This is a genomic window from Cryobacterium sp. CAN_C2, from assembly GCF_015751745.1.
Taxonomy (GTDB): Bacteria; Actinomycetota; Actinomycetes; order Actinomycetales; family Microbacteriaceae; genus Cryobacterium.
In genome coordinates, this window is the sequence record NZ_JADOUX010000018.1 from 39185 (window position 1) to 64982 (window position 25798).

At 65.4% G+C, this 25798-nt stretch carries 25 protein-coding genes and 2 pseudogenes; 7 read left to right on the forward strand and 20 right to left on the reverse strand.

Translation table 11 applies throughout. The features are described from left to right. Positions 1-62: 62 nt before the first annotated feature. The 4 genes from IWX77_RS13615 to pyrR are packed head-to-tail and all read right to left on the reverse strand — an operon-like array spanning position 63 to position 3474. Entirely contained in the window at positions 63-638 is a 576-nt protein-coding gene (locus IWX77_RS13615; protein ID WP_196845056.1) for a PH-like domain-containing protein, read from the reverse strand. Next, positions 631-1983 (reverse strand): dihydroorotase, encoded by a 1353-nt coding sequence (locus IWX77_RS13620; RefSeq protein WP_196845057.1) that lies wholly within the window; start codon positions 1981-1983, stop codon positions 631-633. The genes IWX77_RS13615 and IWX77_RS13620 overlap by 8 nt, the downstream gene beginning before the upstream one ends. Further along, on the reverse strand, positions 1973-2935 hold the full coding sequence (locus IWX77_RS13625; RefSeq protein ID WP_196845058.1) for an aspartate carbamoyltransferase catalytic subunit: 963 nt from the start codon (positions 2933-2935) through the stop codon (positions 1973-1975). The genes IWX77_RS13620 and IWX77_RS13625 overlap by 11 nt, the downstream gene beginning before the upstream one ends. Beyond that, complete coding sequence (gene pyrR, locus IWX77_RS13630; protein ID WP_196845059.1) at positions 2932-3474, reverse strand: bifunctional pyr operon transcriptional regulator/uracil phosphoribosyltransferase PyrR; 543 nt, start codon at positions 3472-3474, stop codon at positions 2932-2934. Before pyrR ends, IWX77_RS13625 begins: the two co-directional genes overlap by 4 nt. Positions 3475-3602: 128 nt before the next feature. On the opposite strand from pyrR, the gene IWX77_RS13635 reads away from it, so the two are divergent. Beyond that, positions 3603-3839, forward strand: a complete 237-nt coding sequence (locus tag IWX77_RS13635; protein ID WP_196845060.1) for a PadR family transcriptional regulator — start codon at positions 3603-3605, stop codon at positions 3837-3839. A gap of 370 nt (positions 3840-4209) precedes the next feature. On the opposite strand, the gene IWX77_RS13640 is transcribed toward IWX77_RS13635, so the two are convergent. The 5 genes from IWX77_RS13640 to IWX77_RS13660 form a co-directional block, all read right to left on the reverse strand. Beyond that, on the reverse strand, positions 4210-5148 hold the full coding sequence (locus IWX77_RS13640) for a thioredoxin domain-containing protein (RefSeq protein WP_196845061.1): 939 nt from the start codon (positions 5146-5148) through the stop codon (positions 4210-4212). A 199-nt stretch (positions 5149-5347) separates the two neighbouring features. Then, a complete protein-coding gene (nusB, locus tag IWX77_RS13645; RefSeq protein ID WP_196845062.1) occupies positions 5348-5767 on the reverse strand; it encodes a transcription antitermination factor NusB in 420 nt (139 codons plus the stop codon). Further along, on the reverse strand, positions 5764-6327 hold the full coding sequence (efp, locus tag IWX77_RS13650; RefSeq protein ID WP_196845063.1) for an elongation factor P: 564 nt from the start codon (positions 6325-6327) through the stop codon (positions 5764-5766). Before efp ends, nusB begins: the two co-directional genes overlap by 4 nt. A gap of 106 nt (positions 6328-6433) precedes the next feature. After that, positions 6434-6868, reverse strand: a complete 435-nt coding sequence (locus IWX77_RS13655) for a type II 3-dehydroquinate dehydratase (protein ID WP_196845064.1) — start codon at positions 6866-6868, stop codon at positions 6434-6436. 45 nt (positions 6869-6913) lie between these two features. Next, positions 6914-7318 (reverse strand): hypothetical protein, encoded by a 405-nt coding sequence (locus tag IWX77_RS13660; protein ID WP_196845065.1) that lies wholly within the window; start codon positions 7316-7318, stop codon positions 6914-6916. Positions 7319-7544: 226 nt separating this feature from the next. Here IWX77_RS13660 and IWX77_RS13665 point away from each other — a divergent pair, with 226 nt between their 5' ends. The 4 genes and pseudogenes from IWX77_RS13665 to IWX77_RS13680 form a co-directional block, all read left to right on the forward strand. Further along, a complete protein-coding gene (locus IWX77_RS13665) occupies positions 7545-8939 on the forward strand; it encodes a GAF domain-containing protein (RefSeq protein WP_327012218.1) in 1395 nt (464 codons plus the stop codon). 140 nt (positions 8940-9079) lie between these two features. After that, a pseudogene (locus IWX77_RS17225) lies at positions 9080-9331 on the forward strand (aldehyde dehydrogenase family protein); the annotation flags it as partial. A 154-nt stretch (positions 9332-9485) separates the two neighbouring features. Continuing rightward, entirely contained in the window at positions 9486-11009 is a 1524-nt protein-coding gene (exaC, locus tag IWX77_RS13675; protein WP_196845066.1) for an acetaldehyde dehydrogenase ExaC, read from the forward strand. A 142-nt stretch (positions 11010-11151) separates the two neighbouring features. Next, positions 11152-11547 (forward strand): annotated as a pseudogene (locus IWX77_RS13680) (DUF779 domain-containing protein); the annotation flags it as partial. Between the two features lie 170 nt (positions 11548-11717). On the opposite strand, the gene aroB reads toward IWX77_RS13680, so the two are convergent. The 11 genes from aroB to IWX77_RS13735 form a co-directional block, all read right to left on the reverse strand. Continuing rightward, on the reverse strand, positions 11718-12833 hold the full coding sequence (gene aroB, locus IWX77_RS13685; RefSeq protein WP_442784477.1) for a 3-dehydroquinate synthase: 1116 nt from the start codon (positions 12831-12833) through the stop codon (positions 11718-11720). A gap of 10 nt (positions 12834-12843) precedes the next feature. Beyond that, positions 12844-13368 (reverse strand): shikimate kinase, encoded by a 525-nt coding sequence (locus IWX77_RS13690; RefSeq protein WP_297414707.1) that lies wholly within the window; start codon positions 13366-13368, stop codon positions 12844-12846. Between the two features lie 16 nt (positions 13369-13384). After that, complete coding sequence (gene aroC / locus IWX77_RS13695; protein WP_196845068.1) at positions 13385-14593, reverse strand: chorismate synthase; 1209 nt, start codon at positions 14591-14593, stop codon at positions 13385-13387. Between the two features lie 5 nt (positions 14594-14598). Further along, entirely contained in the window at positions 14599-15462 is an 864-nt protein-coding gene (locus tag IWX77_RS13700) for a shikimate dehydrogenase (protein WP_196845069.1), read from the reverse strand. Then, a complete protein-coding gene (gene mltG / locus IWX77_RS13705; RefSeq protein ID WP_196845070.1) occupies positions 15455-16894 on the reverse strand; it encodes an endolytic transglycosylase MltG in 1440 nt (479 codons plus the stop codon). The genes IWX77_RS13700 and mltG overlap by 8 nt, the downstream gene beginning before the upstream one ends. Positions 16895-16896: 2 nt before the next feature. Continuing rightward, positions 16897-17367: a Holliday junction resolvase RuvX gene (ruvX, locus tag IWX77_RS13710; RefSeq protein ID WP_196845095.1), complete on the reverse strand. Its 471-nt coding sequence runs from the start codon at positions 17365-17367 to the stop codon at positions 16897-16899. An 83-nt stretch (positions 17368-17450) separates the two neighbouring features. Continuing rightward, on the reverse strand, positions 17451-20105 hold the full coding sequence (gene alaS / locus IWX77_RS13715) for an alanine--tRNA ligase (protein WP_196845071.1): 2655 nt from the start codon (positions 20103-20105) through the stop codon (positions 17451-17453). A gap of 120 nt (positions 20106-20225) precedes the next feature. Continuing rightward, a complete protein-coding gene (locus tag IWX77_RS13720; RefSeq protein WP_196845072.1) occupies positions 20226-20456 on the reverse strand; it encodes a hypothetical protein in 231 nt (76 codons plus the stop codon). A gap of 132 nt (positions 20457-20588) precedes the next feature. Then, positions 20589-20960, reverse strand: a complete 372-nt coding sequence (locus IWX77_RS13725; RefSeq protein WP_196845073.1) for a DUF948 domain-containing protein — start codon at positions 20958-20960, stop codon at positions 20589-20591. Positions 20961-21094: 134 nt separating this feature from the next. Then, the gene (rpsD, locus tag IWX77_RS13730; protein ID WP_196845074.1) at positions 21095-21724 is read right to left on the reverse strand and encodes a 30S ribosomal protein S4; all 630 of its coding nucleotides are present in this window, start codon (positions 21722-21724) and stop codon (positions 21095-21097) included. 359 nt (positions 21725-22083) lie between these two features. After that, positions 22084-23424 (reverse strand): replication-associated recombination protein A, encoded by a 1341-nt coding sequence (locus IWX77_RS13735; RefSeq protein WP_196845075.1) that lies wholly within the window; start codon positions 23422-23424, stop codon positions 22084-22086. Positions 23425-23530: 106 nt separating this feature from the next. On the opposite strand from IWX77_RS13735, the gene IWX77_RS13740 reads away from it, so the two are divergent. Both IWX77_RS13740 and IWX77_RS13745 read left to right on the forward strand, forming a co-directional pair. Further along, a complete protein-coding gene (locus tag IWX77_RS13740; RefSeq protein WP_196845076.1) occupies positions 23531-24337 on the forward strand; it encodes a peptidylprolyl isomerase in 807 nt (268 codons plus the stop codon). Between the two features lie 110 nt (positions 24338-24447). Further along, complete coding sequence (locus IWX77_RS13745) at positions 24448-25680, forward strand: DUF349 domain-containing protein (RefSeq protein ID WP_196845077.1); 1233 nt, start codon at positions 24448-24450, stop codon at positions 25678-25680. Positions 25681-25798 lie beyond the last annotated feature (118 nt).

Genomic DNA, 25798 nt, shown 5'->3' on the forward strand with positions numbered 1-25798 from the left:
CAGCCGGAGTTGGTACGGACCGGTCGGGTACTGCCTGGTCTGGTGCGGTCGAGTCGGGCACGTCAGGCCTCACTTTCATCTTGATCGGCCGCAGCGGCGGCCGGACCGGAATTCGTGGCTGCAATGGTTCGGATCGAGTCGACGAGGCGAGCACGATCATTCGGATCGATGATGCGAAAGAAACTGTCGACGGCGCGGCGGTCCCAGGTATCGTCAGCGGCGCCGGTGCCCTCTGACGAGTTCAGACGCCAGGACAGGCGCACGAGTCCGTCAGTTTCGACCGCCCGGTCGATGGCGACCTGGGCTGCGCCCACCGCGTCGATGGCGCTGGCCGGAACGAAGACCGGCTGGTTACCGTCGAGGTCGAGTGTCACGCCGGACCCGGTCACCGTGAGGGCGGCGCGGGCGCGAAAGCCCAGGCCGGGGATCGCGAGCCGCTCGAGTGGCGCATCGCGCGGCGTGGTCGCCACATAGTAGGCCTCCGCCACGGCGAGCGCGACTCCGGCGGCGCTCGAAATCGGGTAGCCGGCGGTGAGCGCGGCATCCCGTCGGCTGCGCTTTCGCCAACTGCGCCACATCAGAATCAGAATCCCGAGCAGTACCAGCGCCGTGATGATGGCGGGAATGGACCTATCCATGAGTGACGACTCCGCTTCGGTGGCCGGTTATTTCGAGACTGCTCCGCACTGCGCCATCGAGCACCGTGGCATACCCGCAGTGGAATGTTGCCCGCACCTCGCCCGGCAGCGTCATCGACAGGTACGGCGAATTCGTGCTCGTCCCGGCGAGATCGGCGCGGCCGAACACACGCGTCGCGGCGGGGTCGTACAGGGTCAGCTCGGCTGGCGACCCGACCAAAATCGGATTGCCCTGGCCAGAGACCCTTCCGATGCGGGCCGGGGTGCGTGAGAGCACGCGTTCGATATCGGCCCAGTCGAGCAGCCCGGTCGTAACAACCGCAGCGTGCACGACCGAGAGGGCGGATTCCAGCCCGACCATGCCGTTGGCGGCGGCATCCCACTCGCAGTCCTTACTTTCGGCGGGGTGCGGAGCATGGTCGGTCGCGACGATGTCAAGCGTGCCGTCGGCGAGTCCGGCGCGCAGCGCCTCGACGTCTTCCCGACTACGCAGCGGCGGGTTCACCTTGAAGCGAGCGTCGTAGCCGCGCACGAGGTCTTCGGTCAGTAGCAGGTGGTGGGGAGTGACCTCGGCGGTCACGTTGATACCGCGGGCCTTGGCCCAGCGGATCACGTCGACCGAACCGGCAGTGGAAACGTGGCAGACGTGCAGGCGTGACCCGACGTGTTCGGCCAGCAGCACGTCGCGGGCGATGATCGATTCTTCGGCGACGGCCGGCCAGCCGACGAGTCCGAGTTCGCCGGACAGAGCGCCCTCGTTCATCTGGGCTTTTTCGGTGAGGCGCGGTTCCTGGGAGTGCTGCGCGATGACCCCGTCGAAAGCTTTCACATACTCGAGGGCGCGCCGCATGAGCAGGGGATCTGAAACGCAGAACCCATCATCGGAGAACACACGCACCTTTGCGCGGCTTGAGGCCATCGCGCCGAGTTCGGCGAGTTGTTTGCCGGCCAGGCCGACGGTCACCGCGCCGATCGGCTGCACGTCGACGTAGCCGGCGCTCTCGCCGAGGGCGAGCACCTGTTCGACGACCCCGGCGGTGTCCTGCGCGGGCAGGGTGTTCGCCATGGCAAACACGCTCGTGAAACCGCCGCGCGCCGCGGCGCGGCTACCACTCAGCACGGTCTCGCTGTGCTCGTAGCCGGGTTCGCGCAGGTGGGCGTGCAGGTCGACGAGGCCCGGCAGCGCCACGAGCCCGTTCGCGTCGATCACGCTGGCGCCGCTCTGCGACAGCCCGGTGCCCAATTCAACAATGCGGGCACCGTCGAGACGGATGTCGGTGCCCGTGCCGTCCGGCAGGGTCGCGTCACGGATCAGCCAGCGCTGATTTAATCCGTCAATCGACATTCTTTGATTCCTTCCGATCACCGGATAAGAGCAAATAGAGTGCGGCCATCCGCACGGAGACACCGTTCGTGACCTGTTCGAGCACGGTCGAATTAGCGGAGTCGGCCGCCGCCGAAGAGATCTCCAGACCACGATTCATCGGGCCGGGGTGCATAACAATGCTAGCCGGACCGAGCCGACCGAATCGCGCGTCGTCGAGCCCCCAGACCCGGGAATACTCGCGGCTGCTCGGAAAGAAGGCCGCGCTCATCCGTTCGGTCTGGATGCGCAGCATCATCACGACGTCGGGCCCGGCATCGATCGCTCCGTCCAGATCGAAGCTGAATCGGGCCGGCCAGAGCGACGTATCACTCGGCAACAGGGTGGGCGGGGCAACGAAAGTGACCCCGGCACCGAGCGTGGCGAGCAGCCACAGGTTGGAGCGGGCAACCCGGGAGTGCAGCACGTCGCCCACGATCGTGACGCTGACACCGTCGAGGCCCTTGCCCCGGGAGGCGTGGCCGTGGATACGGCGGCGGATGGTGAAGGCATCGAGCAGTGCCTGGGTGGGATGCTCGTGGGTGCCGTCGCCGGCATTGATGATGCCGGCGTCGATCCACCCACTCGCGGCCAGCACCGCCGGGGCACCGGACGCCGGGTGGCGGATGACGACGCCGTCGGCTCCGATCGCGGCGAGCGTCTGGGCGGTGTCTTTCAGGCTTTCACCCTTCGACACGCTCGACCCCTTCGCGCTGAAGTTGATGACGTCGGCGCTGAGTCGCTTCGCCGCGGCCTCAAATGAGATGCGGGTGCGGGTGGAGTCCTCGAAGAACAGGTTGACCACGGTCTTGCCGCGCAGGGTCGGAAGCTTCTTGACCTCGCGCTGGGCGACATCCGCCATGTCCTCGGCAATGTCGAGCACGTTGATGGCCTCGTCGCGGCTGAGATCCTTGGTCGAGAGAAGATGCCTCATCGGTTGCTCCCGCCATCGATCGAGACGAATTCGTCGCCGTCGATCTCTTCGAGGTGAACGTTGATGCGCTCGTCGGTCGCCGTCGGCAGGTTGCGGCCGACGAAATCGGCACGAATAGGCAGCTCACGGTGACCGCGATCGACGAGCACGGCCAGGCGCACGATGGTGGGGCGCCCGTGGTCGCCAAGTGCGTCGAGCGCGCTGCGAATGGTGCGGCCCGAGTAGAGCACATCGTCAACAAGCACGACCGTGGCGCCGTTGATACTGCCGGGCACCTCGGTGCGCGTCGGGGTGCGGGTGCGACCGTGGGCGAGATCGTCGCGATAGAGCGTGACGTCGAGCGATCCGACCCGCACCGCCGTGGCCGCCGGTTCGATGCGTTGGATGATTTCGGCGACGCGACGGGCGAGAATAACGCCGCGGGTGGGAATGCCGAGAATTACGAGGTTGTCCGGGCCCCGATTGGACTCCAGGATCTCATGGGAGATTCGAGTCAACGCGCGAGTGACGTCAGCCTGAGTGAGCACAATGTGCGCCAAATGCCGACCTCCTTCCCCGTCTCACAGGACGGATTATTAAAGGATGTCTGATTTGGTTCAGCTTAGCCGGTGGCTCGTGCGTTTAAACACGTACCAAAAGAACTTGACCCCTGGTGTTAGGAGGCGTGGTGTCCCGAAGTACGAACCGGGACGCGTTCAAAGGCCACCTCGACCTGCTCGTCTGCTCCGTGCTCGCCGACGGGCCGCCGCATGGCGACGCCGTTATTGAGCAGCCGCGCACCCGCAGCGACGAGGTCTTCGATCGCGCCGAGGTCACCGTCTACCCGGTTCTACACCGCCTCGAACTCGCCGGGTACCTGACCAGCGCAGGGAGTGAGGTCGCCGTCCTGCGGAGAAAACCGTAGCCGAGTACACCCTGACTCGCGAGTATTTGCGCGCCGTTGAGGTCGGTGTGCACGACCAACCGGATACCGCCAACCTGCGCGATGAACTGAGCGACAAACTGAGCGACGTGCGAAGGCGCCCCCCTCGGGACTGGAACTCAAAACGTACTGCCGGGCATGGTCTGGCCGACCCTGACCATCGCGGTCGTCGTCACCGCATTTGTCGTTTCGAGCGCAGAGACAAACCGCAGATTCAGGAATTGTTCCAAGCCATCGCTCTGCCAGCCGTGTGTCTGGTCTCTGCCGCCGGAAATATCTCGATTGTGATGCGCCTGCACGCCGTCACCGCCACGCAATCCAATCGCGGCCCGCTCATCACGGCCTGGTCGATTTAGAAAACAGCGGCGACGAAGGCGGAGAATTCGGCTGTGTCGGTGAGGCTGCCGGTGTAGAGCGTGCCATCAACGAGCACGGTCGGCGTGCCGGAAACGGCCGGGATCTCGGCTCCGTCGATCGGCCCGGTCAACGCAGCCTCGGTGTTCTGCTGCGACCAACCTTGGTAGGCCCCGGCTTCGACGCAGCCGGCGATGCTGACAGCACCGGTCGAGAGGTCGGCGAGTTCCCCATTACTGAGCCCGGCCGTTTCTTCAAGCGGCTGATTGCCGAACAGCGCCGACAAAAATTCGAGGGTCTGATCGGGGTTCAGCGTGGCCTGGCAGGTCAGGGCCGAAGATGCGCGGCTGGAGTAATTGGTACCCTGGGACAGCCGGTCGAGAAAGGTGAGCGAGTGCACCCGGAGGGTGATTACACCGCTCTCCACACCGGCGGCCAGCAGTTCACCGTTGGCCTTCTCGAACTGGGCACAAAACGGGCACATCGGGTCGACGTATTCATCCACGATGACCGCGCCGGTACCGAATTCGAGATAGCCAGCATCAAAGTTGGCGGCACCCAGCACACCCGTCGGCAGCGGCGCCGCCGATTCCGGTGCTGAGCCCGAGTTGGACGAGTCCGGGTTGGACGAGTCCGGGTTGGACGAGCCCGAGTTGGACGAGCCCGAGTTGGACGAGCCCGACCCTGCCGCCCAAAAAAACGCTCCGATAGCGGATGCGAAAACAATAGCGAACACGACCAGAATTGCGAACACGGCCGTGGCGATGTACCCGATGATGAGACCGGCCAGGGCGAAACCACGGCCCACTTCACCACGTGCACGAATCTGCCCGAGCGCGATGTGGCCCGTGATGATGCCGACGAGGCCGATGAAGAACGACGACACGAACGACACGATGGCCAGGGTGTTGGTCTTGGGTGCCGTCACAAATGGCACGGTCGACCCGCCCAAGGGCGGTACCGGCACGGACGGACGCGACTGAATAGGCTGCATCGGTGGGTTCGGTTGATCGCGGGGAGCGTCGGGTCCGGTGCTGTCCATGTGCGTGTCCTTTGGTGACTTCGAGGCGAGCCCGGCACGGGCCGGGTCCACTCGTCGGGCTGACGGGCCGACGGGCTGACGGGCCGACGGAGAGTCAGGCTGACGGAGCGGTTTGGGAGATCTTGCCGAGTAATCCGTTGACAAAGCCGGCCGAGTCATCCGTTGATAGAATCTTTGCTGCCTCGACGGCTTCATCGATCGCGACGGCGTGGGGAACCGCGTCGTTGTAAAGAATCTCCCAGATGCCGATGCGCAGTATGGCGCGATCGATGTTGGGCATGCGGGCGAGCGACCAGCCCTGCGAGTAGGTCTCAATCAGTTCGTCGATCTCTTCGCGGTGGTCCACGACTCCGTCGACGATTTCACGCGCGTACAGCCAAGAGGCGAGACGTGCCGGCTCGCTCGCGGCTCGCTCGGCTTCGGTCGCGAGCGACTCCGGAATGCTGATCTGACGCACATCGGCCGCGTACAGAATATCGATGGCACGCTTGCGAGCCTTGGTACGTGCACTCATTCGTTGACGCGACCGAGATAGTCGCCGGTGCGGGTGTCAACCTTGACCTTGGTGCCCTGCTCCAGGAACAGCGGAACCTGAATCTGGTACCCGGTCTCCACGGTGGCCGGCTTGGTGCCACCGGTGGAACGGTCGCCCTGCAGGCCCGGCTCGGTATAGGTGATTTCCAGGGTGACGGATGCCGGCAGCTCGACGTACAGCGGGTTGCCGTTGTGCAGTGCCACGGTCACGGCCTGGTTTTCGAGCATGAAGTTGCTCGCATCGCCGACGACGGCGGCGGACACGGTGATCTGGTCGAAGTCAGCGACGTCCATGAAGACATAGGCGTCGCCGTCGTTGTAGAGGTACTGAAAGTCGCGGCGATCGACGTTTTCGGTCTCGATCTTGGCGCCGGCGTTGAACGTGCGATCAACGGTTTTGCCCGAGACAACGTTCTTCATTTTGGTGCGAACGAAGGCGCCACCCTTGCCCGGCTTGACGTGCTGAAACTCGACGACGGCCCAAAGCTGGCCATCCATGTTGAGTACGACGCCGTTTCTGATATCAGCGGTAGAAGCCATGGGAGAGGTGTTCCATTCAATTGATAAGGTGCGCGGGTGCAAATGGCACCTCAAAGAGTCTACGTGCCGAAGCCTCAGGCTCCAAAGGCACGACCGCGCCGGTTGGTCACGGCGCGGTGACGAAGTCCAGGGCCAGCCGGTAGGAGTCGAAGCCGAGGCCGGCAATAACACCGGTCGCGATTGCGCTCACCACACTCGTGTGGCGAAACGTCTCGCGGGCGTGCGGGTTGGAGATGTGCACCTCGATCAAGGCCAGGCCAGCCTTCGTGACGAGGGCCGCAGCGTCCCGCAGCGCATAGCTGTAGTGAGTGAACGCTGCGGGATTCATGATGACGGGCATCCGCTCGTCAACGGCCTCGTACAGCCAGTGGATCAGCTCTGCCTCGTCATCGGTCTGCCGCAGGTCTATGCTCACGCCGTCGCGAGCGCATGTGACGAGCAGCGCGCGCAGGTCGTCCAGGTCCGCCGACCCATAGACATCGGGCTCACGACTGCCGAGGCGCCCGAGGTTCGGACCGTTCAGAACCAGCACTGTACTCATCCTCTCAGCCTAGGCCGTAGGACCTCGCCGAACGGCCTGCGCCGCTCAGGGGCGGAGCACGACCACGCCGTCGTCGTGCGCGACAAACAGGCCGGTGATGCGCATGAGCTTGCCGAAGGATTCTGCCAGTTCGGCGGCCCAGGCCTGATCGGGAGCGGTGAGGGCGGCTGTCCCCGGCCGCTCCAGCGTGACGATGATGCTGCCGCCCGGAGCCTCCTGGGCCAGGAGATCGTTGATTCTCACAGCGAAGGGCCGCACCGAACCGGGTTCGGGTCGCAGCGGAATGCCATCGAGGGGTATCAGCAGTGAGAGTTGTTGCCCGTGGGCATCGAGGAGCATGAGCCAGAGCTGCCGGCGAATGGCGTGGCCGACCAGGTCGAAAACCCGGGCCCTGGCCTGTTCCACGGTTGTCACACGCGGGGCATCTTTGATGTTCAGTGTCATTGTCATGAGGCCAGCATGAGCGAATGCGGCAGCAGCGACCGGTTATCCACAGAAAAATCTGAGAAGCCGGGGCTGTGGATAATCTCCGGTCCACGGTCACGGGAGAAATGCCGCACAGGCGGCTGTGAATGCTCGTCGCTCCAGCCGCGCGACGCTGCCGTACCCCTAGAATGAAAATCCGAGGGGGCCGCGGCCGCCTCGCCCGACCAATGCTGATCGGAGGCAGACGCTGATGGGACACGGCTTGAAGAGTACGTCGTCGGTTCCGTCCGGCCCCGCCCGCGAGGCCCTGGTCGCCCTGGAACGGGCCCACGAATCCGCCGTCAGCGACCGGGTCTTTCAGACCGGTGTGCGTAAGCTCGTGCAGGATTCCTGGCGGCGTTCGCTATCCCTCAGCATTAACCCGGCGGGCGTGGCCCCCGAGCGGGCGTTGACCGACGCCGAACTGCGCGACCTGCGTAACCAGCATCCGCTCGCCGCCGTGTTGCCCGTCGTGCACAACCTACTCATTCGCCATGCCCTGGACGCCGAGTTGCTCGTCGCCATCGGCGACGAATCCGGTCGGCTGCTCTGGATCGACGGTGACCGGGTGCTGCGTCGCCAGGTCGAGGAGATGCTGTTCGTCGAGGGTGCCGACTGGTCGGAAGGCCACGTCGGAACGAGCGCGCCGGGCACCGCCCTGGCCCTGGACCGGGGCATTCAGATTCGACGGGCGGAACACTTCAATGCCCTCGCGCATCCGTGGAGCTGCACGGCCGTGCCCATTCACGACCCGGACACCGGCAAGATCCTCGGCGTGATCGACATTACCGGCGGCGACCAGGCGGTCGCGCCGCAGACGCTCCCGCTCGTCGAAGCCGCCGTCGCGGCGATGGAGGCGGAGTTGCGCATCCAGCGTCTCGACGGTTATCGCCTCGGAGCATCCACCGAGAGGGATGCCCGCACCCCGCGCCGCGCGAGCATCGCCCTGCTCCCCGCGCCCAACCGAAACGTCGTACCGGTCGGGTTCGGCGTGCTGGGCAGCGACTACGGACACCTCGAAAGCGGCGGGATGGCCGTGGATGTGAGCCCGCGTCACGCCGAAATTCTCACGCTGCTCGCCTGGCACCGGGAAGGGCTCTCCGCCGACCGGCTGGCCTTTCTGCTCAGCGACCAGACCGGCAGCGGTCACGCCAACGGCGTCGACACGCTGCGCGCCGAGATGGTGCGGTTACGGAAGGTCCTGGAGCAGGTCAACCCGCCGGTTTCGATCGGTTCCCGGCCGTATCGACTGCAGTCCCCGCTGGAACTCGATGCCCAACGGGTGCTGGCATTTCTGGAACGCGGAGCCCACCGCGTGGCCCTGGCCGCCTACCGTGGGTCGGTTCTGCCCAACTCGTTCTCTGCCGGAATCATCGATATTCGCACCGAGGTCAGTGCGCGACTGCGCGAGGCGATGCTGACCGATGCGTCCGTCGACCTGCTCCTGGAGTATGCGCGATCCGAAGAGGCCACCTACGATTCCGAGGTCTGGCGCGCCTGCCTCGAACTGCTCCCGGCCCGCTCCCCCAAACGCGCCACGGTCGTCGCCCGGTTGAAGCGCATCGACGACGAGCTCGGCGCCCGGCGCAATTCTTCAAAACGCTGACGCAACGTGCTCGCTCGTAGCGTTATAGTCACGAGTCGCGGCCCGTCGTTCTGACGTGGCCACGCGACCTCATCGGACGCGGTCGTCGCACAGCAGTCGACAACGCAGTCGCCAGAGCAAACACCAACGCCAACGCCAACAGCAACGACTCCGAGTTTGCTCTCGCGGCCGGCGTCCGGTCCCGCAACGGCAACGTCGCGGACCCTACCGGTCGCGACGTTGAGGCAGGCGGCATCTGGGTAGACAATGACCACACCTATCGGGCCGGCGCTGCGTTCGGCGGCTACAAGAACTCCGGCATCGGCCGCGAGAACAACACGCTCGTGCTCGGCCACCACCAGCAGGCCAAGAACCTGCTCGTGTCCACCTGCGAGAACGCGCGGGGCTTCTTCAAAAACGGATGCCGGGCATCCGTCCGTCGGTTCCTGGCGTGTTTTGCGCGCGGAGGTCGACCGATGGTGCCTCGCAACCTTTTGCAACCTTTCTTTTTCTACGCTGGTGCTACCGCAGAACGCGGACCGACACCGTCGTCGAAATAGGAGTGACATGACCGTCTATGCAGCCCCGGGAACACCCGGCTCCACAGTTACCTTCAAGTCTCGGTACGAGAACTGGATCGGTGGCGAATGGGTCGCCCCCGTCAAGGGCCAGTACTTCGAGGACATCACCCCCGTAACCGGCAAGCCGTTCGCCGAGGTCGCTCGTGGAACCGCTGAAGATATCGAATTGGCCCTCGACGCCGCCCACAAGGCCGCACCGGCCTGGGGCAAGACCAGCCCCACCGAACGCGCGGCGGTACTCAACAAGATCGCCGACCTGATCGACGCCAACGTCGAGATGCTCGCCGTGGCCGAAACCTGGGACAACGGCAAGGCCGTGCGGGAGACGATCAACGCCGACATTCCCCTCGCCGCCGACCACTTCCGCTACTTCGCTTCGGCGATCCGCGCCCAGGACGGCGACCACGCCCAGCTCGACGGCGACACTGTCTCGTACCAGTTCCACGAGCCGCTCGGCGTCGTCGGCCAGATCATTCCGTGGAACTTCCCCATTCTGATGGCCGTCTGGAAGCTCGCCCCGGCCCTTGCCGCCGGCAACGCGGTCGTGCTCAAGCCGGCCGAGCAGACCCCGGTCTCCATCCTTGTGCTGATGGAACTCATCGGCGATATCCTCCCCCCCGGGGTGGTCAACGTCGTCAACGGATTCGGGCTCGAGGCCGGTAAGCCGCTCGCCTCGAGCAACCGCATCCGCAAGATCGCGTTCACCGGTGAAACCACGACCGGCCGTCTCATTTTGCAGTACGCCTCGGCCAACATCATTCCCTCAACCGTTGAGCTTGGCGGAAAGAGCCCGAACATCTTCTTCAGCGACGTCGCACAGGAGAAGGACGCCTTCTACGACAAGGCCCAGGAAGGCTTCGTGCTGTTCGCCTTCAACCAGGGCGAGGTGTGCACGGCCCCGAGCCGGGCGCTGCTACAGAAGCCGATCTACGACAGCTTCCTCGGCGACGCTGTCACCCGCGCCCGAAAGATCATCCAGGGTAACCCTCTCGACACCGACACCCAGATGGGCGCGCAGGCCAGCAACGACCAGCTCGAGAAGATCCTCTCCTACATCGACATCGGCACCAAGGAAGGCGCCAAGCTGGCCCTTGGCGGTGAACGTGTCGACCTCGGCGGCGACCTCACCGACGGCTACTACGTACAGCCGACCATTTTTGAGGGTCACAACAAGATGCGCCTGTTTCAGGAGGAGATCTTCGGACCGGTCCTCGCCGTGACCAGCTTCACCGATTACGACGACGCCATCTCGATCGCCAACGACACCATCTACGGTCTCGGCGCCGGCGTCTGGTCCCGCAACGGTAACGTCGCCTATCGGGCTGGCCGCGACATCCAGGCCGGCCGGGTCTGGGTCAACAACTACCACGCCTACCCGGCCGGCGCTGCGTTCGGCGGCTACAAGAGCTCCGGCATCGGCCGCGAGAACAACAAGCTCGCGCTCGGTCACTACCAGCAGACCAAGAACCTGCTCGTGTCCTACTCCGAGAACAAACTGGGCTTCTTCTAACCGCCCGGTCTGCACGATCTGACCGGCGGCACTTCCCGACGGGTGGGAGTTCTGCCGCAGGTCTGGCACGGGGGCTGCCAACGACGTAACGTCGTAGGCAGCCCTTTTTTGTCACTCCACTGCTCCGTAGAAAGGTCCGTCAATGTCGACACCCACAATCACCGCGTCGGTCACGATCGCCGGCGAAACCGTTCCCCGGGTCGAGCTCACCCCGGTCGCAGTCGATCTGCTCCGCAGCCTGTGGGCGGAGCACGGCCCGCTCATGTTCCACCAGTCCGGTGGCTGCTGCGACGGCAGTTCGCCGATGCTCTTCATGGCCGGCGAGTTCATCACCTCTGACCAGGACGTGCGCCTGGGCCAGTTCGACCTAGCCCCGGCCGACGCACCCAGTCAGCCGCTCGACTTCTGGATGTCAGCCGAACAGTTCAACTACTGGAGCCACACTTTTCTCACGGTCGACGTCGTGCCCGGCCGCGGCAGTGGATTCAGCGCCGAAGCACCACGCGGCGTTCGCTTTCTCATCCGCTCGGAGCTCATGACCACGATGACCCCGTTCGCCGCGCCGGCCGACACCGACCGGGTCGACGCGGATGCCGCACACCCGCCAGCCCCAGCGCCCGTTCCTTCCTAGCGGCAGTTTCATCCCAGCGCCCATTCCTTCCTCGCGGCCGTTCCCGCCGGACAACCGTTCGGCGCGAAGCCCGGCGGCTACTGGCCGATGGCTTGGTATGCGCTGAACAGCAACGAGGCGTCCGGGCCCTCGAGGATGGTGGGCTTGCCCACATCGTCGAGCACGACGAAGCGCAGCATGCCGCTGCGGGTCTTCTTATCACGCTGCATCGTGGCGAGCAGGGTGGGCCAGCGACCCACCGGGTAGCTGGTCGGCAGGGTCAATGATTCGAGGATGTTGCGGTGCCGGTCCACGACCTCGACCGAGAGCCGGCCGCTCAGGGCGGCCAGTTCCGCTGCGAACATCATGCCGACGGCGACGGCCGCGCCGTGACGCCAGCCGTAACGTTCGGCGTGCTCGACGGCGTGGCCCAGAGTATGGCCGTAGTTGAGAATCTCGCGAAGGCCGGCCTCCTTGAAGTCCTCCCCCACGATGCGTGCCTTCATTGCGATCGACAGTTCTATGAGCCGACGAAATTCGGGGGTTGTCGGGTCGGTGGCCTTCTCCACATCCGCTTCGATGATGTCGAGAATCTCGGGAACCTGAATGAAACCGGCCTTGACGATTTCAGCGAAACCGGCGAGAACCTCGTTGCGCGGCAGCGCATCGAGCAGGTCGAGGTCGCACACTACGGCGGCGGGCGCGTAGAACGTGCCGACGAGGTTCTTACCCTCGGCGGTGTTGATGCCGTTCTTGCCGCCGATGGCCGCGTCGACCATACCGAGCACGCTCGTGGGAATCTGCACGAGCTTCACGCCCCGCAGCCACGTGGCCGCCACAAAGCCGGCGAGGTCGGTGACGGCGCCGCCGCCGAGGCCGATAACGGCGTCGGTTCGACTGAAGTCGGATTGCCCCATGACACCCCAGCAGAAGGCGGCGACCTCAACGCGCTTGGCGGCCTCGGCATCGGGAATCTCGGCGAGCAGCACCTCGGAGTATGTCTCCAGCAGATTGTCGCGCAGGGCGACCGCTCGGGCGCCGACGGTGGAGGTGTGCACGATGAGTACCTTGTTGACGCCGCCGCCCAATTGCTCGGAAACGGTACTGACCAGGCCACGCCCCACGCTGACCGGATAGCTGTCGATCCCGGTCACGGTGATCACGGTGGTTGCGGGCTTTTCGGTCATCTCGTTCATCTCGGTAATCTCAGTCATCTCGCTAATCTCAGTCATCATTTCTTTCTTTTATCCAATTCACGATCTCGTCGGCAATGCCACTGATGGGTCGGTTGGAGGTGTCCAGGCGAATTGTCGCGAGAGCTTCATAGGTGGGGCGGCGCAGGTTGTAGATGCGTTCCCAGTCGGCGATCCCGCCGGCCAGGAGCGGCCGTTTAGTGCCGCCGAGGCGCGCCTGTACGGCTGCCGTCGTCACGCTCAGGTAGACAACGGTCGCGTCTTCGAGATCGGCCTGGGTGTCGGCGTGCAGCACCGCTCCCCCGCCGAGCGAGACAATGGCCGGCTCACCGAGCGACCAGTCCACGACTTCGCGCTCGATGATGCGAAAGTACTCCTCGCCCTCGCGAGCGAAGATCTCCGGGATCGGACCATAGCTCTCGACGATGCGTTTGTCGGTGTCGATGAAGGGCACGCCCAAGCCGCGGGCCACCCGGCGCCCGATCTTGGTCTTGCCGGCGGCCATCGGACCGATCAACACGATCGGGAGCAGCGAGTTATGCAGGGTCAGCATCATTTCAGCCGGCTATTAATCACAGCGAGGCGTCGCTCGACGCGCCGGTACGCAGGTTGGCGGGAATGTTGGCGAGGTACGAGTCGAGGTTGCGACGGGTCTCCCCGATCGAGTCGCCCCCGAACTTCTCCAGCACCGAGTTCGCCAGCACGAGCGCCACCATGGCTTCGGCGACGACACCGGCAGCCGGAACCGCACAGACGTCGGAGCGCTGGTGGTGCGCCGGTGCCGGCTCGCTCGTGGCGACGTCAACCGTGCGCAGCGCCCGCGGAATCGTGGCGATCGGCTTCATGCCGGCACGAACGCGCAGCACCGTGCCGGTGCTCATGCCGCCCTCGGTGCCGCCGGCTCTGTCGGTGACCCGCTGAATCGCGCCTTCCGCCTGCACGAGTTCGTCGTGGGCGGCCGAGCCGCGGCGACGGGTGGTTTCGAAGCCGTCGCCAACTTCGACGCCCTTGATCGCCTGAATTCCCATGAGGGCAGCGGCGAGCTGCGAATCGAGGCGGCGGTCCCAGTGCACGAACGATCCGAGGCCGGGGGGAAGGTTGTAGGCGAGCACCTCGACGACGCCACCGAGGGTGTCGCCGTCCCCGTGCGCGGCATCCACTTCAGCCACCATCAAAGCGGATGTCGCGGCGTCGAAACAGCGCATCAGGTCGGTGTCGAGGGCGTCGACGTCCCCAGGCTCGGGCAATGGCGTGCCATCCGGCACGCGCACCGGGCCGATGGCGATGGTGTGGCTGACGAGCTGAATTCCCAGCTCGTTCAAAAAGGACCTGGCCACAGCGCCGAGCGCCACCCGCGCAGCGGTCTCTCGGGCACTGGCCCGCTCGAGCACCGGGCGGGCGTCGTCGAAGCCATATTTCTGCATGCCGGCCAGGTCGGCGTGACCGGGCCGGGGCCGGGTCAGGGGTGCTCCGCGGCCACGCGCAAACGTGGTCGGGTCGACCGGTGCGGCGCTCATCACGTCGACCCACTTGGGCCATTCCGAATTGCCGATGCGCAGGGCGACCGGACCGCCGAGGGTGAGACCGTGACGCACACCACCCGAGAGGGTGAGCTCGTCCTCTTCAAATTTCATACGGGCGCCGCGACCGTAGCCGAGCTTGCGGCGCGCCAAATCGAGACGGATCAAATCAAGGGTGACCGGGATTCCAGCGGGCAAACCCTCGACAATGGCGATGAGTTCGGGGCCGTGAGATTCTCCGGCAGTGAGCCAACGAAGCATGCTTCCTATCTTTCCACAGGGTCACGGGTCAGCGCGCCGCGCATGGCCGCGAGCACGGCCGGCTCGTCGGGCAAAGGCTCGAACGGGTCGTCGGTGACGAAGACCCGCACCTGGATGAGCGCCTGGTGCAGCAGCATGCCGAGGCCGTTCAGCACGGTGCCGCCGGCCGCCTGCCACGAGGTGGCGACCGCGCTCGGCCACGGTGAATAGGCGACGTCGAACAGGGCGGCCCGTTCCCGCAGTTCAAGCGGCAGCACCGACGAGAGCACGGTCCCCCCGGGAAGGGTGCTGATCACGATGTCGCTGTCGACGCGGGTGACTCCGCTGAAGTCCTGCAGGTCCACCACCACTCCGAGCGACCGGCCGAGCAGGGCGAGCGGCTGCGCCTTCTGCGGGTCACGCGCGAGCACCGTGACAGATTCGGTGCCGAGTTCGGCCGCCGCCACCAGAGCGGATGCCGCCGTCGCGCCGGCTCCGAGCAGGGTCACGTGCGCCGCCCGGGTGACACCGCTCTCGGCCAGTGCGCGCACCAGACCCACAACATCCGTGTTGTACCCGCTGAGCCTGCCACGACCGTTGATCTTGCGCACCAGCACCGTGTTGACCGATCCAGTCAGCTGCGCCACCCGATCGCAGTCGTCAATGAATGGCAGCACCTCCTGCTTGAGCGGCATGGTGAGGGACAAACCACGCCATTCCGGCCCGATCCTGCTCAAGAACATCGCCAAGGAACCGGATTTCACCTCGACGGCGTCATACGACCAGTCCAGGCCCAACTGCCGGTAGGCGGCCCGGTGCAGCATCGGTGATCGGGAATGTTTGATCGGACAACCGAGCACCGCGAGCCGATTCGATGTGGGACTATCCATATTCGGGGTGCTCCCTCATCCAGTTCTGCCAGACCACAACCGCAGCATCGTGTTCTGCCACGGTAGCGGAGAACACCGTCTCACCGGTGTCGAGGTTGACGGTCACGAAGAACAGCCAAGGTCCGTCGACCGGGTGCAGGGCGGCATCAATCGCGAGGTCGCCCGGGTTGGAGAGGGGACCGACGACCATGCCGGGATGCACGTAGGTGTTATAGGTGTTGCCAGCGTCGGCGCGTTCGGCGTCGGTGGTGGTCACGAGGTGGGTATTTCCGGTGCCGTAGGCGACGGTCGCGTCGGACTGCAGTAGGCCACTCTTCCACTGGGCAGGGTCGAGACGATTGAGGAAGACTCGCGAGACCTTGTAGTAGTCGTCGCGCAAGCCGGCCTCGCGTTGAATCAACGAAGCGAACACGATGGTCGACCAACGGTCCTCGGCGGCGACTCCGGCCGAGTCGAGGGCATCATATTGCCGGTTCACCATGGTTTGCAGGGCTGTCTGGGCGGTGTCTCCCGGCAAGAACGTGTAGGTGGCGGGAAAGAGAAAACCCTCGAGCGTGGTCGCTTCGGGGGGCAGTCCAAACACGGCAACGTTGGCCGCGGCGGCCTGCAGGTCGGCGAGGGGAATGTCGGTTCCCTCCGAGATCGACTGCAACACATCGACGGCCGCGGTGCCCTCGGGCACGACCACGGTCTGGCTCAGTCTCGTGTCTGCATCGAGCAGGGCATCGAGGGCCGTGCTCGCGACCATTTTCGTCTTCAGCTGGTAGGCGCCGGGCTGGAACACCGGTTCCGGTGCCGTCTGCAACAATATCTTGTAGAACGCATCGAAGCCCTTCACTACGCCCTGGTCAACGAGCGTGCGGGCGATATCCGAGCCGCCGTCACCGTCGTGAATCATGACGACCACGTCCTCACCGGTGGCCGCTTCCCCGGCGGTGAAATCGGCCGGTCCCTGTGTGGCCGCGATGATCTGAGAGATCGGGCCCTGAAGAAAGAAGACGACGCCGGCCACGAGCGCGGCGAGCACCACGAAAACGATCAGGCAGCCCCAAGCGCCCTTCCGACTCCGCTTCTCCCTCGGGGGTTCGTCGGCGAGAAGCGAGCGCCGATTGGCCCGGCTGCGGCCGAGGGCACCGCTCTCGTGAGCAGTCAGATTCGCCGTCAGAAACGCGGTGGCATCGGTCGCGGGAACGATGTTCGCGGTGGCGTTTCGTGGCAACAGCGGTGCGGCGGCCGCTCCGGCGGCCCGGGCCGGTTCAGCCGTGACCGGCCCCGTTGTGCCCTGCCCCGCAGCGGCCTGTACCGCAGCGGCCTGTACCGCGGCGGCCTGTTCCGCGGCGGCCTGCCCCGCGGCGGCCTGTTCCGCGGCGGCCTGTTGCGCGCGCAACTGACGGCGGCTCGGCAGGGGCTCTTCCGGGGTGGAACTCGGCACGGTTACGGCCTCTCGGTCGGTTCGACGGACAAACCTGGCGGTCGCCCCGAGGCACGCTCACTGTCGAGGGCGTGTTGCAGAATGATAGTCGCGGCCACCTGATCAATAACTGGCCGTTGCGTTTTGGCTGAGCGACCGGATGCCCGCAACGCCGACTGCGCCGATACGGTGGAGAGTCGTTCGTCAACCAGACGCACCGACACATCAATCGTTCGGGCCAGCCGCTCGGCGAAATCGACCGCATCATCGGTCGACGCTGTCGTGTCTCCCGACAGGGCCAGCGGCAGACCCACGATAACCTCGACGGCGGCGAGCTCCAGCACCACCGCCCGAATGCGGGCAAGGTCAGTCACCCCAGCCTGATCGCGGTTGACGGTTTCCACCGGCGTTGCGAGCATGCCGTGGTTGTCGCTGCGGGCCAGGCCGATGCGCACCTTTCCGACGTCGACGCCGACACGCACCCCCGAGCGCATGCTGGGTACCGGGGTGACCTCGCCCGCCCCGGCCTCCGACCTGCCGGTCCGGGGCCGAGCGGGGGTGCCGTTGGAGTGCATCGTCAGCGGCTGATCGCCGCGACGACGGCCTGCAGCGCGGCCGGGATGGCGTCACCATTGGGGCCACCACCCTGGGCGAGGTCGTCCTTGCCGCCGCCGCCGCCGCCGAGAATTCCGGCGACGGTCTTGGCGAGGGCGCCGGCCCGGTGCCCGGCGTCCCTGGCGGCCTGGTTGGTCGCGATGATCACGACGGGCTTGTCGGCGGTAACGGCCGAGAGCGCCACGACGACCGCGTCGGCGCCGAGGCGCTCCCGAGTCGCAAGGGCCAGCATCCGCACATCGTCCGGGGATCCGAGCACGCCAAGATCTTCTGCGACAACAGTGACGGCGCCGACGCGGCGGGCCGTGGCGAGCAGAGCCGGAACGCGGTCGGTCAGGGCCCGGGCTTCGAACGCGGCGATCTTCTTCTCGGCCGCCTTGAGACTCGAGACGAGGTCACTGATGCGCTCGGGTAGCTGGTCTCGGGGGGTTTTCAAACTCGAGGTGATCTGCGACACGAGGGCTCGTTCGGCGGCGAGGTCGCGAAAGGCTTCGAGGCCGACGAGCGATTCGACGCGACGGTTGGTCGATCCGACGGAGGCCTCGCTGATCAGGTTGATCATGCCGATTTCAGAGCTGCTGCCCACGTGGGTGCCGGCGCAGAGTTCGCGGGACCAGGGGCCGCCGATGTCGACGACGCGCACGACATCGCCGTACTTCTCGCCGAACAGGGCCATCGCGCCGAGTGCCTTTGCCTCAGCGAGGGGCAGTTCCCGCGTGGTGACCGGCAGGTTGTCGCGGATGGCGTTGTTGGAGATCTCTTCGATCTCGGCGCGGGTCGCCGGTGAAAGCGCCTGGTTCCAAGAGAAGTCGAGGCGAAAGAACCCGGCCTTATTGTAGGAACCAGACTGATGGGCGTTCGGGCCGAGCACCTGGCGCAGGGCCGCGTGCAGCACGTGGGTGCCGGAGTGGGCCTGGCGGGCGCCGCGGCGCCAGCTCTCGTCGACCACGCTCGTTGCGCTGTCGCCCACGCCGACCTCGCCGGACTGGACACGCACCTTGTGGCTGATCAGGCCCTTGACCGGCTTTTGTACGTCGAGTACCTTGAGTTCGTAGCCGGGACCCACGATCAGGCCGGCATCCGCTTCCTGCCCGCCGGATTCAGCCCACAGTGCGGTTTCGGCGAGGATGACCTCGGCCGTCTCGCCGGCGACCGCGCTCGTGGCGGACTCGCCGTCAACGATGAGGCCGAGCACGCTCGACTCGTTCTGCAGGCCGTCGTACCCGGTGAAGACGGTCTCGCCGAGGGCGCGGAAGGCACTGTAGACGCCCAGGTCAGCGAGGGTCGTCTTTTTGGACTTCGCGTCGGCCTTGGCCATGGTGCGCTGCTTGGTCATGAGAACGTCGAAGGCGTCTCGGTTCACACTCAGGCCGGCTTCTTCGGCTATCTCGAGGGTGATCTCGATCGGAAACCCGTAGGTGTCGTGCAGCAGAAACGCTGTCGGGCCGGCCAGTTCGGTCTTGTTGGACTTCTTGGTCTTCGCCACGGCGAGGTCGAGAACGGCGCTGCCGCTCGCGAGGGTGCGCAGGAAGGTCTCTTCCTCGGCGAACGCGGCCTGGCTGATGCGCCCGAAGTCGCTTTTCACTTCAGGGTAGGCGGCGCTCATGGCGTCGCGTGAAGCGGGCAACAGTTCGGGCAGGCTGACGCTGTCGACGCCCAGCAGGCGCATGGCGCGCACGCTGCGACGCAGCAGGCGTCGCAGAATGTAGCCGCGCCCCTCGTTCGACGGCATGACACCATCGCTCATGAGCATGAGCGAGGAGCGCACATGGTCGGCGACGATGCGCATGCGCACGTCGTCGTCGTGGTTGGCGCCGTAACGTCGGCCCGACAGCGCTGCAGCGCGGTCGAGCACCGGGCGCACCTGGTCGATCTCGTACATGTTCTCGACTCCCTGCTTGAGAAAGGCGACGCGTTCGAGGCCCATGCCGGTGTCGATATTCTTTTTGGGCAGGTCGCCGAGAATCTGAAAGTCGCTCTTGCCGGTGCTTTCGCCGCGCAGGTACTGCATGAAGACGAGGTTCCAGATTTCGACGTACCGGTCGTCGTCGGTGGCCGGGCCGCCGTCGGCGCCGTAGGCGGGGCCACGGTCGAAGAAGATCTCCGAGCAGGGACCGGCCGGTCCGGGCTGGCCGGTGGACCAGTAGTTGGATTCCATGCCGAGACGCTGGATGCGTTTCTCCGGCACGCCGATCGCGCGCCAGTACCGAAACGCCTCGTCGTCGTTGAGGTAGATGGTGACCCAGAGGTCGCTCTCGCGAAAGCCGTAGCCGCCCTGGTTTTCCGGGGTGGTGAGCAGTTCCCACGCGAAGCCGATGGCTTCCTCCTTGAAGTAGTCACCGAAGCTGAAATTGCCGTTCATCTGAAAGAACGTGCCGTGCCGCGGGGTCTTGCCGACCTCTTCGATGTCGTTGGTGCGAATGCACTTCTGCACGCTCGTGGCGCGCGGGTACGGCGCCGGAACCAACCCGGTTAGGTACGGCACGAACGGCACCATGCCGGCCACGGTGAAAAGAAGGGTGGGGTCGTCGCTCACCAGTGACGCGGACGGCACAACGGTGTGTCCACGATCGGCGAAGAAGTCGAGCCAGCGCCCGCGAATGTCAGCAGTCTGCATGGTGTCCGTAGCTTTGGTCGTGCATGAATGTGTTGGTGCGGTGAATCAGTGTTGCGGTGAATCAGGGGTGCGATGACTCAGTGGTGCGATGAAACGGTGCCAGTGAAATCGAGCGGATGCCTAGGATGCGCCGGGGGCTGGCACGTCGCCTGCCGCGTTGGCGACGTCGCCCAGGGCGGTGTGCAGCTCCGCCTCGCGCTGGCGGTAGCCCTCAGAAATGGCCTCGCCGAACTCACGCGCCTTGGTGTCGAGTTCGGTGAAGAACTGCTTGCCCTGCTGGGTCTTGTTGACCTCGTGGGCGACCACGAAACCCGCGGCCACGCCGATGACCAACCAGATGACGTTCTTCATGGCTCTTCTCCCTGAATCTGCGCGGCCCTCGACCCAGTCAATAGAACCGAATTGAATGAAGCCGGGCACCGCTAGCCGAAGCTATCGATAAGTCGGGCGCGAGAATATCAACGCCGAGTCCAGAGTAGCCGGTCAACCCCGATTGCGCCCGGACCGCGGCCGCCCGGCGCGAAAGGCCGCCCGTACGCCCGCCGAGAACCCGGCGAGTTTGATCAGCGGCCCGCCAACCGTCGCCGCGAACAGCGCGACGAGCGCTGATACGTTGCCGGTGACGTCTGCGACGTTGCTCGTGATGGTGTCCACCCGCACCAACTGCTGGTTGGTGGAGCGGATGGTCTCGGTCGTCTCCGCGAGCACCGGGGTGATTCCCCCGCTGAGTTCGTGAATGGCCGCGGTTGTTTCATCGAACACTCGGCCGAGCTTGACCAGCGGAATGGCAATGATCGCGACTAAAATCGCGAACACCCCGGCGGCGATGAGTCCAGCAATATCTCCACCTGACACGGTGACTCCACTCAGATCGATGGGCTCCTGGGGAGCGCGAGTATGCAAAAGGGCGGATCACCCGAGGGTGATCCGCCCTACAGCGTACCGGTTTCGAACAGCCGAAAGGCTATCGACTACCGGGCCTGAGTGTATTAGCGAGCTGCGTAGTACTCCACGACGAGCTGGACTTCACAGGTCACGGGGATCTCGATGCGCTTCGGCGCGCGCACGAGGCGGGCCTGAAGTTTGTCGAGCTCAACCTCGAGGTACGGCGGGAGCTTGGGGAGCAGGTCGACGTGTCCGCCGGCTGCTGCAACCTGAAAGGGCTCCATGCCCTCGCTGCGAGCCTTGACGTGGATGAGCTGGCCCGGCTTCACGCGGAAGGAGGGCCGGTCAACGAGCTCTCCGTCGACGAGGATGTGACGGTGCACAACCATCTGACGTGCCTGCGCCGTGGTGCGCGCAAGCGCGGAACGAACGAGGAGGGCGTCGAGACGGGTCTCGAGGATCTCGACGAGGTTCTCACCGGTCAGTCCCTGACGACGACGAGCCTGCTCGAAGGCAATCTTGAGCTGGGCTTCGCGAATGCCGTACTGGGCGCGTAAGCGCTGCTTTTCGCGCAGACGAACGGCGTAGTCCGAATCGGTCTTGCGCTTGGTGCGGCCGTGCTCGCCGGGTGCATACGGGCGCTTCTCGAGAAAGCGGGCTGCCTTCGGCGTGAGGGCAATGCCCAAGGCGCGCGAGAGGCGAGTTTTACTACGGGTACGTGACTTGGTAGACACGGTTTCCTTTCAATCGGACTCACTAACAGGGATACCAGGGCGCGTGCGTATCGCTACAGCACAAACGTCATGGGAGATCAGAGGATTGGGTGCCATGGGACGGTCGGCTACAGAACGATTCCCCTCCAAACTGGAAACGGACGCAGCCGCATGCCGAGACCAGTTGTAGGCAGGGATCAGGTTAGCACACGGGCCTTGTGGACGGATGCGTTGCGGGCCATCCGTTCGTCCGGTTTTCGAGGCGGGCAGCGTTGACGGGGCATCCGCTCCTCGCTCCAGCATCCAACTCGCAACCCCGCGGACAACTCGCCGCCGCCGCTGTCCAGGGCGCAGCCCGGAGGCGGAGTCAGGGTTCGCATCTACTCGTTGCGCACGATGCGTCTGATTTTCAGGAGGCGGCCGGAGATGTCGCGCTCGTGACCGTGCTCGGTGGGTTCGTAGTAACGGGTGTTTTTCAGCTCGGTCGGCGGATACTGCTGGGTGACCACCCCGAGTGCGTCGTCGTGCGGGTACAGGTAGCCCTTACCGTGACCGAGGCGCTTGGCGCCGGGGTAGTGAGCGTCGCGCATGCCCGTGGGTACTCGGCCCATCCTGCCGGCCCTCACGTCGGCGATCGCCGCGTCGAGGGCCACGTACGCGGCGTTGGATTTCGGGGCGGTTGCAAGGTGCACGACGGCCTGGGCAAGGGGAATGCGACCCTCGGGCATGCCGATAAGCGCCACGGCGTCGGCGGCGGCCACTGCAATGAGAAGCGATTGCGGGTCGGCCATGCCGATGTCTTCGGAGGCGAGAATGATGATCCGGCGACAAATATAACGCGGGTCTTCGCCGGCCTCGATCATGCGGGCGAGGTAGTGCAGTGCTGCGTCGACGTCACTGCCGCGCACCGATTTGATGAAGGCGCTGATCACGTCGTAGTGCTCGTCACCGTTACGGTCGTACCGCAGCAGCGCCCGATCGACGGCGAGCGAGACAATGCCGGTCGTGATCACAGGCTTGCCGACCGCCCCGGCTTCACGGGTCGATTCGGCAGAAACGGACGCCGCCTCCAACGCAGTCAGCGCCCGGCGCGCATCACCCGACGCGAGACGAATGATCGCGCTGCGAGCCTCGGGCTGGAGTTCGAACCGGTCGGCGAGGCCGCGCGCATCGGCAACGGCCCGGTCGACCACGATGCCGAGGTCGTCGTCGCTGAGCACGTCGAGGGTCAGGAGCAGCGATCGGGAAAGCAGAGGGGAAATGATCGAGAACGAGGGGTTTTCGGTCGTCGCCGCGACCAGAATAATCACGCCATTCTCCACGCCGGGCAGCAGTGCGTCCTGCTGGGCCTTCGAGAAACGGTGGATCTCGTCGAGGAACAAGACCGTCGAGAGGCCATACAGGTCACGGTTGGTGCGGGCGTCCTCCATGACCTGGCGCACATCCCGCACACCGGCGTTCACCGCGGAGAGCTCGACGAATCGACGCCCGGAGCTGTGCGCGATCGCCTGTGCGAGCGTGGTCTTGCCGGTGCCTGGCGGCCCCCACAGAATGACCGATACGCTGCCACGCTCCCCCGTCTTGTCGCTCGCGAGGCTCACGAGAGGTGACCCCGGCGTCAGAAGGTGGCGCTGGCCGGCGACCTCGTCGAGGGTTTTCGGGCGCATTCGTACGGCGAGGGGGGTCGCGCCACCGCGCAGACCCGGTTGAACATCCGACATTCCTCCAGCGTAGTTTGTGAGAGAGTTCTACGAGGTCAGGACGCGTCGGCGCCCCGGTTGTGTTGTATACGGTCGTCGCCAATCCCGATGGCCCTGGAGGGTTCCTGTGGCTTCGAATTACAAGCTTGAGCGTGCGGCACGTGAAGAGCGCGGCCGCGTTCGTTCCTACCAGGCTCGGCGGGCCGTGCACGAGCATCAGAAAAAACGTCGCGTGCGCGACAACCTCATCGCCGGTGGCGGACTGCTAGTAGTTCTGACTCTGATCGTGATCACCCAGGTGTTCTACTTCGACGGCGGGCCTGGTACCCCGGCCCCCACGTCGGCGGCCACGGCAACTCCAACGGCCACGCCGACCGCCACGCCGGTCGCCGGCGCGAATTCTGGCGAGGTGCCCCCAAGTACTCTCGCCGAGAGTCGCACCTGGACCGGATCGCTCACCCTCAACGATGTCACCCTCGGCATTGAGCTTGACGGTGCGCTCGCCCCCCAGGGCGTCTCCTCCACCGTCAGCCTCGTACAGAGCGGATTTTATAACGACGTGACCTGCCACCGGCTCACCAGCGGCGGTTTCTTTGTGCTGCAGTGCGGTGACCCGGCCGGCGACGGCTCCGGCGGACCCGACTACAGCTATGGTCCGATCGAAAACGCGCCGGCCGACGATGTCTACCCGGCCGGCACGATCGCCATGGCCCGTCAGGGCGGCGATGCGTTCAGCCAGGGCAGCCAGTTCTTCGTCGTCTACGACGACACAACAATTCCCTCCGATGCGGCTGGCGGGTACACCGTGCTCGGCCACGTCACGAGTGGACTTGACGAGCTCAAGGCCCAGATCACGGATGCCGGAACCACGGATGGTTCCGGGGACGGCACTCCGAAGGTGCCGACGGCAATCACGGGCATAACAGTTCAGTAGGATCGATCGTTCCTCCTGCGCTATTGCAATAGGCTTATCAGGGTATTTCCTGGCTCCGCACTTTTCACTCCCGCGGATCCACACACAACAACTCAGCAAAGGTGAGGCTCTTGACTACGACAGATCAGCAACCATGGGGTCGCGTAGACGAAACCGGCACGGTTTACGTGCGCGAGGCAGATGGCGAACGCGCCGTTGGCCAATACCCGGATGCCACTCCAGAAGAGGCCTTGGCCTACTTCGAACGCAAGTACGTCGAGCTCAATGGGCAGGTCACCCTGCTCGAGCAGCGTGCGAAGGGTGGCGCCCCGGCCGCAGACATCGCCAAGTCGGTCGCCAACCTGACCGTGGCCGTCGCCAATGCCAACGCCGTCGGCAATTTAGCCGCCCTGGCCGAACGCCTCGGCGCCCTCGGCGGCGCCGTCAGCGAGCTGACCGCGCAGCAGAGTATCGAGTCGAAGGCCGCATCCGCTGCCGCCGTCGCCGAGCGGGCCGAGATCGTGACCGCGGCCGAGCGCCTCGCCGCCGAAGATCCGGCCAAGACACAGTGGAAGCAAACCAGCGCGGCTCTTGACGCTCTGTTCGCCAAATGGCAGGCGCACCAGCACGACGCCCCCCGCATTCCCAAGGGCGAGGCCAACGACCTGTGGAAGCGCTTTCGCGCGGCACGCACCACGATCGAGCAGAACCGCAAGGCGTTCTTCGCCGAGCTCGACAGCGCCCACAAGGACGTTCGCACCAAGAAGCAGAACTTGATCGAACAGGCTGAGGCCCTCGCCCCGCGGGGGGCCGATGGCGTTTCCGCCTACCGCAACCTGCTCGACGAGTGGAAAAAGGCCGGTCGCAGCGGCAAGAAGCAGGACGATGCCATGTGGGCGAAGTTCAAGGCCGCTGGCGACGTGCTGTACTCGGTCAAGAGTGAGGTCGAAGCCCAGGACAACGAGGAGTTCTCCGCGAACCTCGTGCTCAAGCTCGAACTAGTGACCGAGGCCGAGACCCTCCTGACCACTACCGACCGCAATGCCGCGCGAGACACGCTCACCACGATCCAGCGCAAGTGGGACGTCATCGGCAAGGTTCCCCGCGACCAGGTCAAGCCGATCGAAGATCGCCTCCGCAAGGTGGAAGCCGTCGTGCGCAAGCTCGACGACGACCACTGGAAGCGCAACAACCCCGAGACCAAGGCCCGCACCGAGGGCCTTGCCGGCCAGCTGAACGACGCGATCGTAAAGCTCGAGGCTGAGCTGGCCACGGCGCAGAAGGGGCAGAGCGCCCGCGCCATCAAGGACGCGACCGAAGCACTCGAGGCGCGCAAGGCGTGGCTCAGGGCGATCGGCCAGTGACCCGCACGGTCGGCGAACCGGCCCTGCGGTAGTCTCCCGCGCAGTTATCCACACGCCGCAGCGGTACCCCGTTATCCACAGATCCAGGCTCCTTCGGGGGCCTGGACTTGGTTAAGCG

Bases quoted from the DNA above. Each gene is read 5' to 3' on its own strand.
- IWX77_RS13620 (WP_196845057.1), bottom strand. From the start codon at position 1,983: ATGTCGATTGACGGATTAAATCAGCGCTGGCTGATCCGTGACGCGACC.
- nusB (WP_196845062.1), bottom strand. From the start codon at position 5,767: ATGAGTGCACGTACCAAGGCTCGCAAGCGTGCCATCGATATTCTGTAC.
- ruvX (WP_196845095.1), bottom strand. From the start codon at position 17,367: ATGCGCTCGGGGGTGCGTGTCGGCGTCGACGTCGGAAAGGTGCGCATC.
- aroC (WP_196845068.1), bottom strand. From the start codon at position 14,593: ATGCTTCGTTGGCTCACTGCCGGAGAATCTCACGGCCCCGAACTCATC.
- alaS (WP_196845071.1), bottom strand. From the start codon at position 20,105: ATGCAGACTGCTGACATTCGCGGGCGCTGGCTCGACTTCTTCGCCGAT.
- IWX77_RS13660 (WP_196845065.1), bottom strand. From the start codon at position 7,318: ATGACAATGACACTGAACATCAAAGATGCCCCGCGTGTGACAACCGTG.
- IWX77_RS13700 (WP_196845069.1), bottom strand. From the start codon at position 15,462: ATGGATAGTCCCACATCGAATCGGCTCGCGGTGCTCGGTTGTCCGATC.
- IWX77_RS13655 (WP_196845064.1), bottom strand. From the start codon at position 6,868: ATGAGTACAGTGCTGGTTCTGAACGGTCCGAACCTCGGGCGCCTCGGC.
- IWX77_RS13665 (WP_327012218.1), top strand. From the start codon at position 7,545: ATGGGACACGGCTTGAAGAGTACGTCGTCGGTTCCGTCCGGCCCCGCC.
- IWX77_RS13735 (WP_196845075.1), bottom strand. From the start codon at position 23,424: ATGTCGGATGTTCAACCGGGTCTGCGCGGTGGCGCGACCCCCCTCGCC.
- IWX77_RS13625 (WP_196845058.1), bottom strand. From the start codon at position 2,935: ATGAGGCATCTTCTCTCGACCAAGGATCTCAGCCGCGACGAGGCCATC.
- aroB (WP_442784477.1), bottom strand. From the start codon at position 12,833: ATGACTGAGATTACCGAGATGAACGAGATGACCGAAAAGCCCGCAACC.
- efp (WP_196845063.1), bottom strand. From the start codon at position 6,327: ATGGCTTCTACCGCTGATATCAGAAACGGCGTCGTACTCAACATGGAT.
- IWX77_RS13615 (WP_196845056.1), bottom strand. From the start codon at position 638: ATGGATAGGTCCATTCCCGCCATCATCACGGCGCTGGTACTGCTCGGG.
- exaC (WP_196845066.1), top strand. From the start codon at position 9,486: ATGACCGTCTATGCAGCCCCGGGAACACCCGGCTCCACAGTTACCTTC.
- IWX77_RS13690 (WP_297414707.1), bottom strand. From the start codon at position 13,368: ATGATGCTGACCCTGCATAACTCGCTGCTCCCGATCGTGTTGATCGGT.
- IWX77_RS13720 (WP_196845072.1), bottom strand. From the start codon at position 20,456: ATGAAGAACGTCATCTGGTTGGTCATCGGCGTGGCCGCGGGTTTCGTG.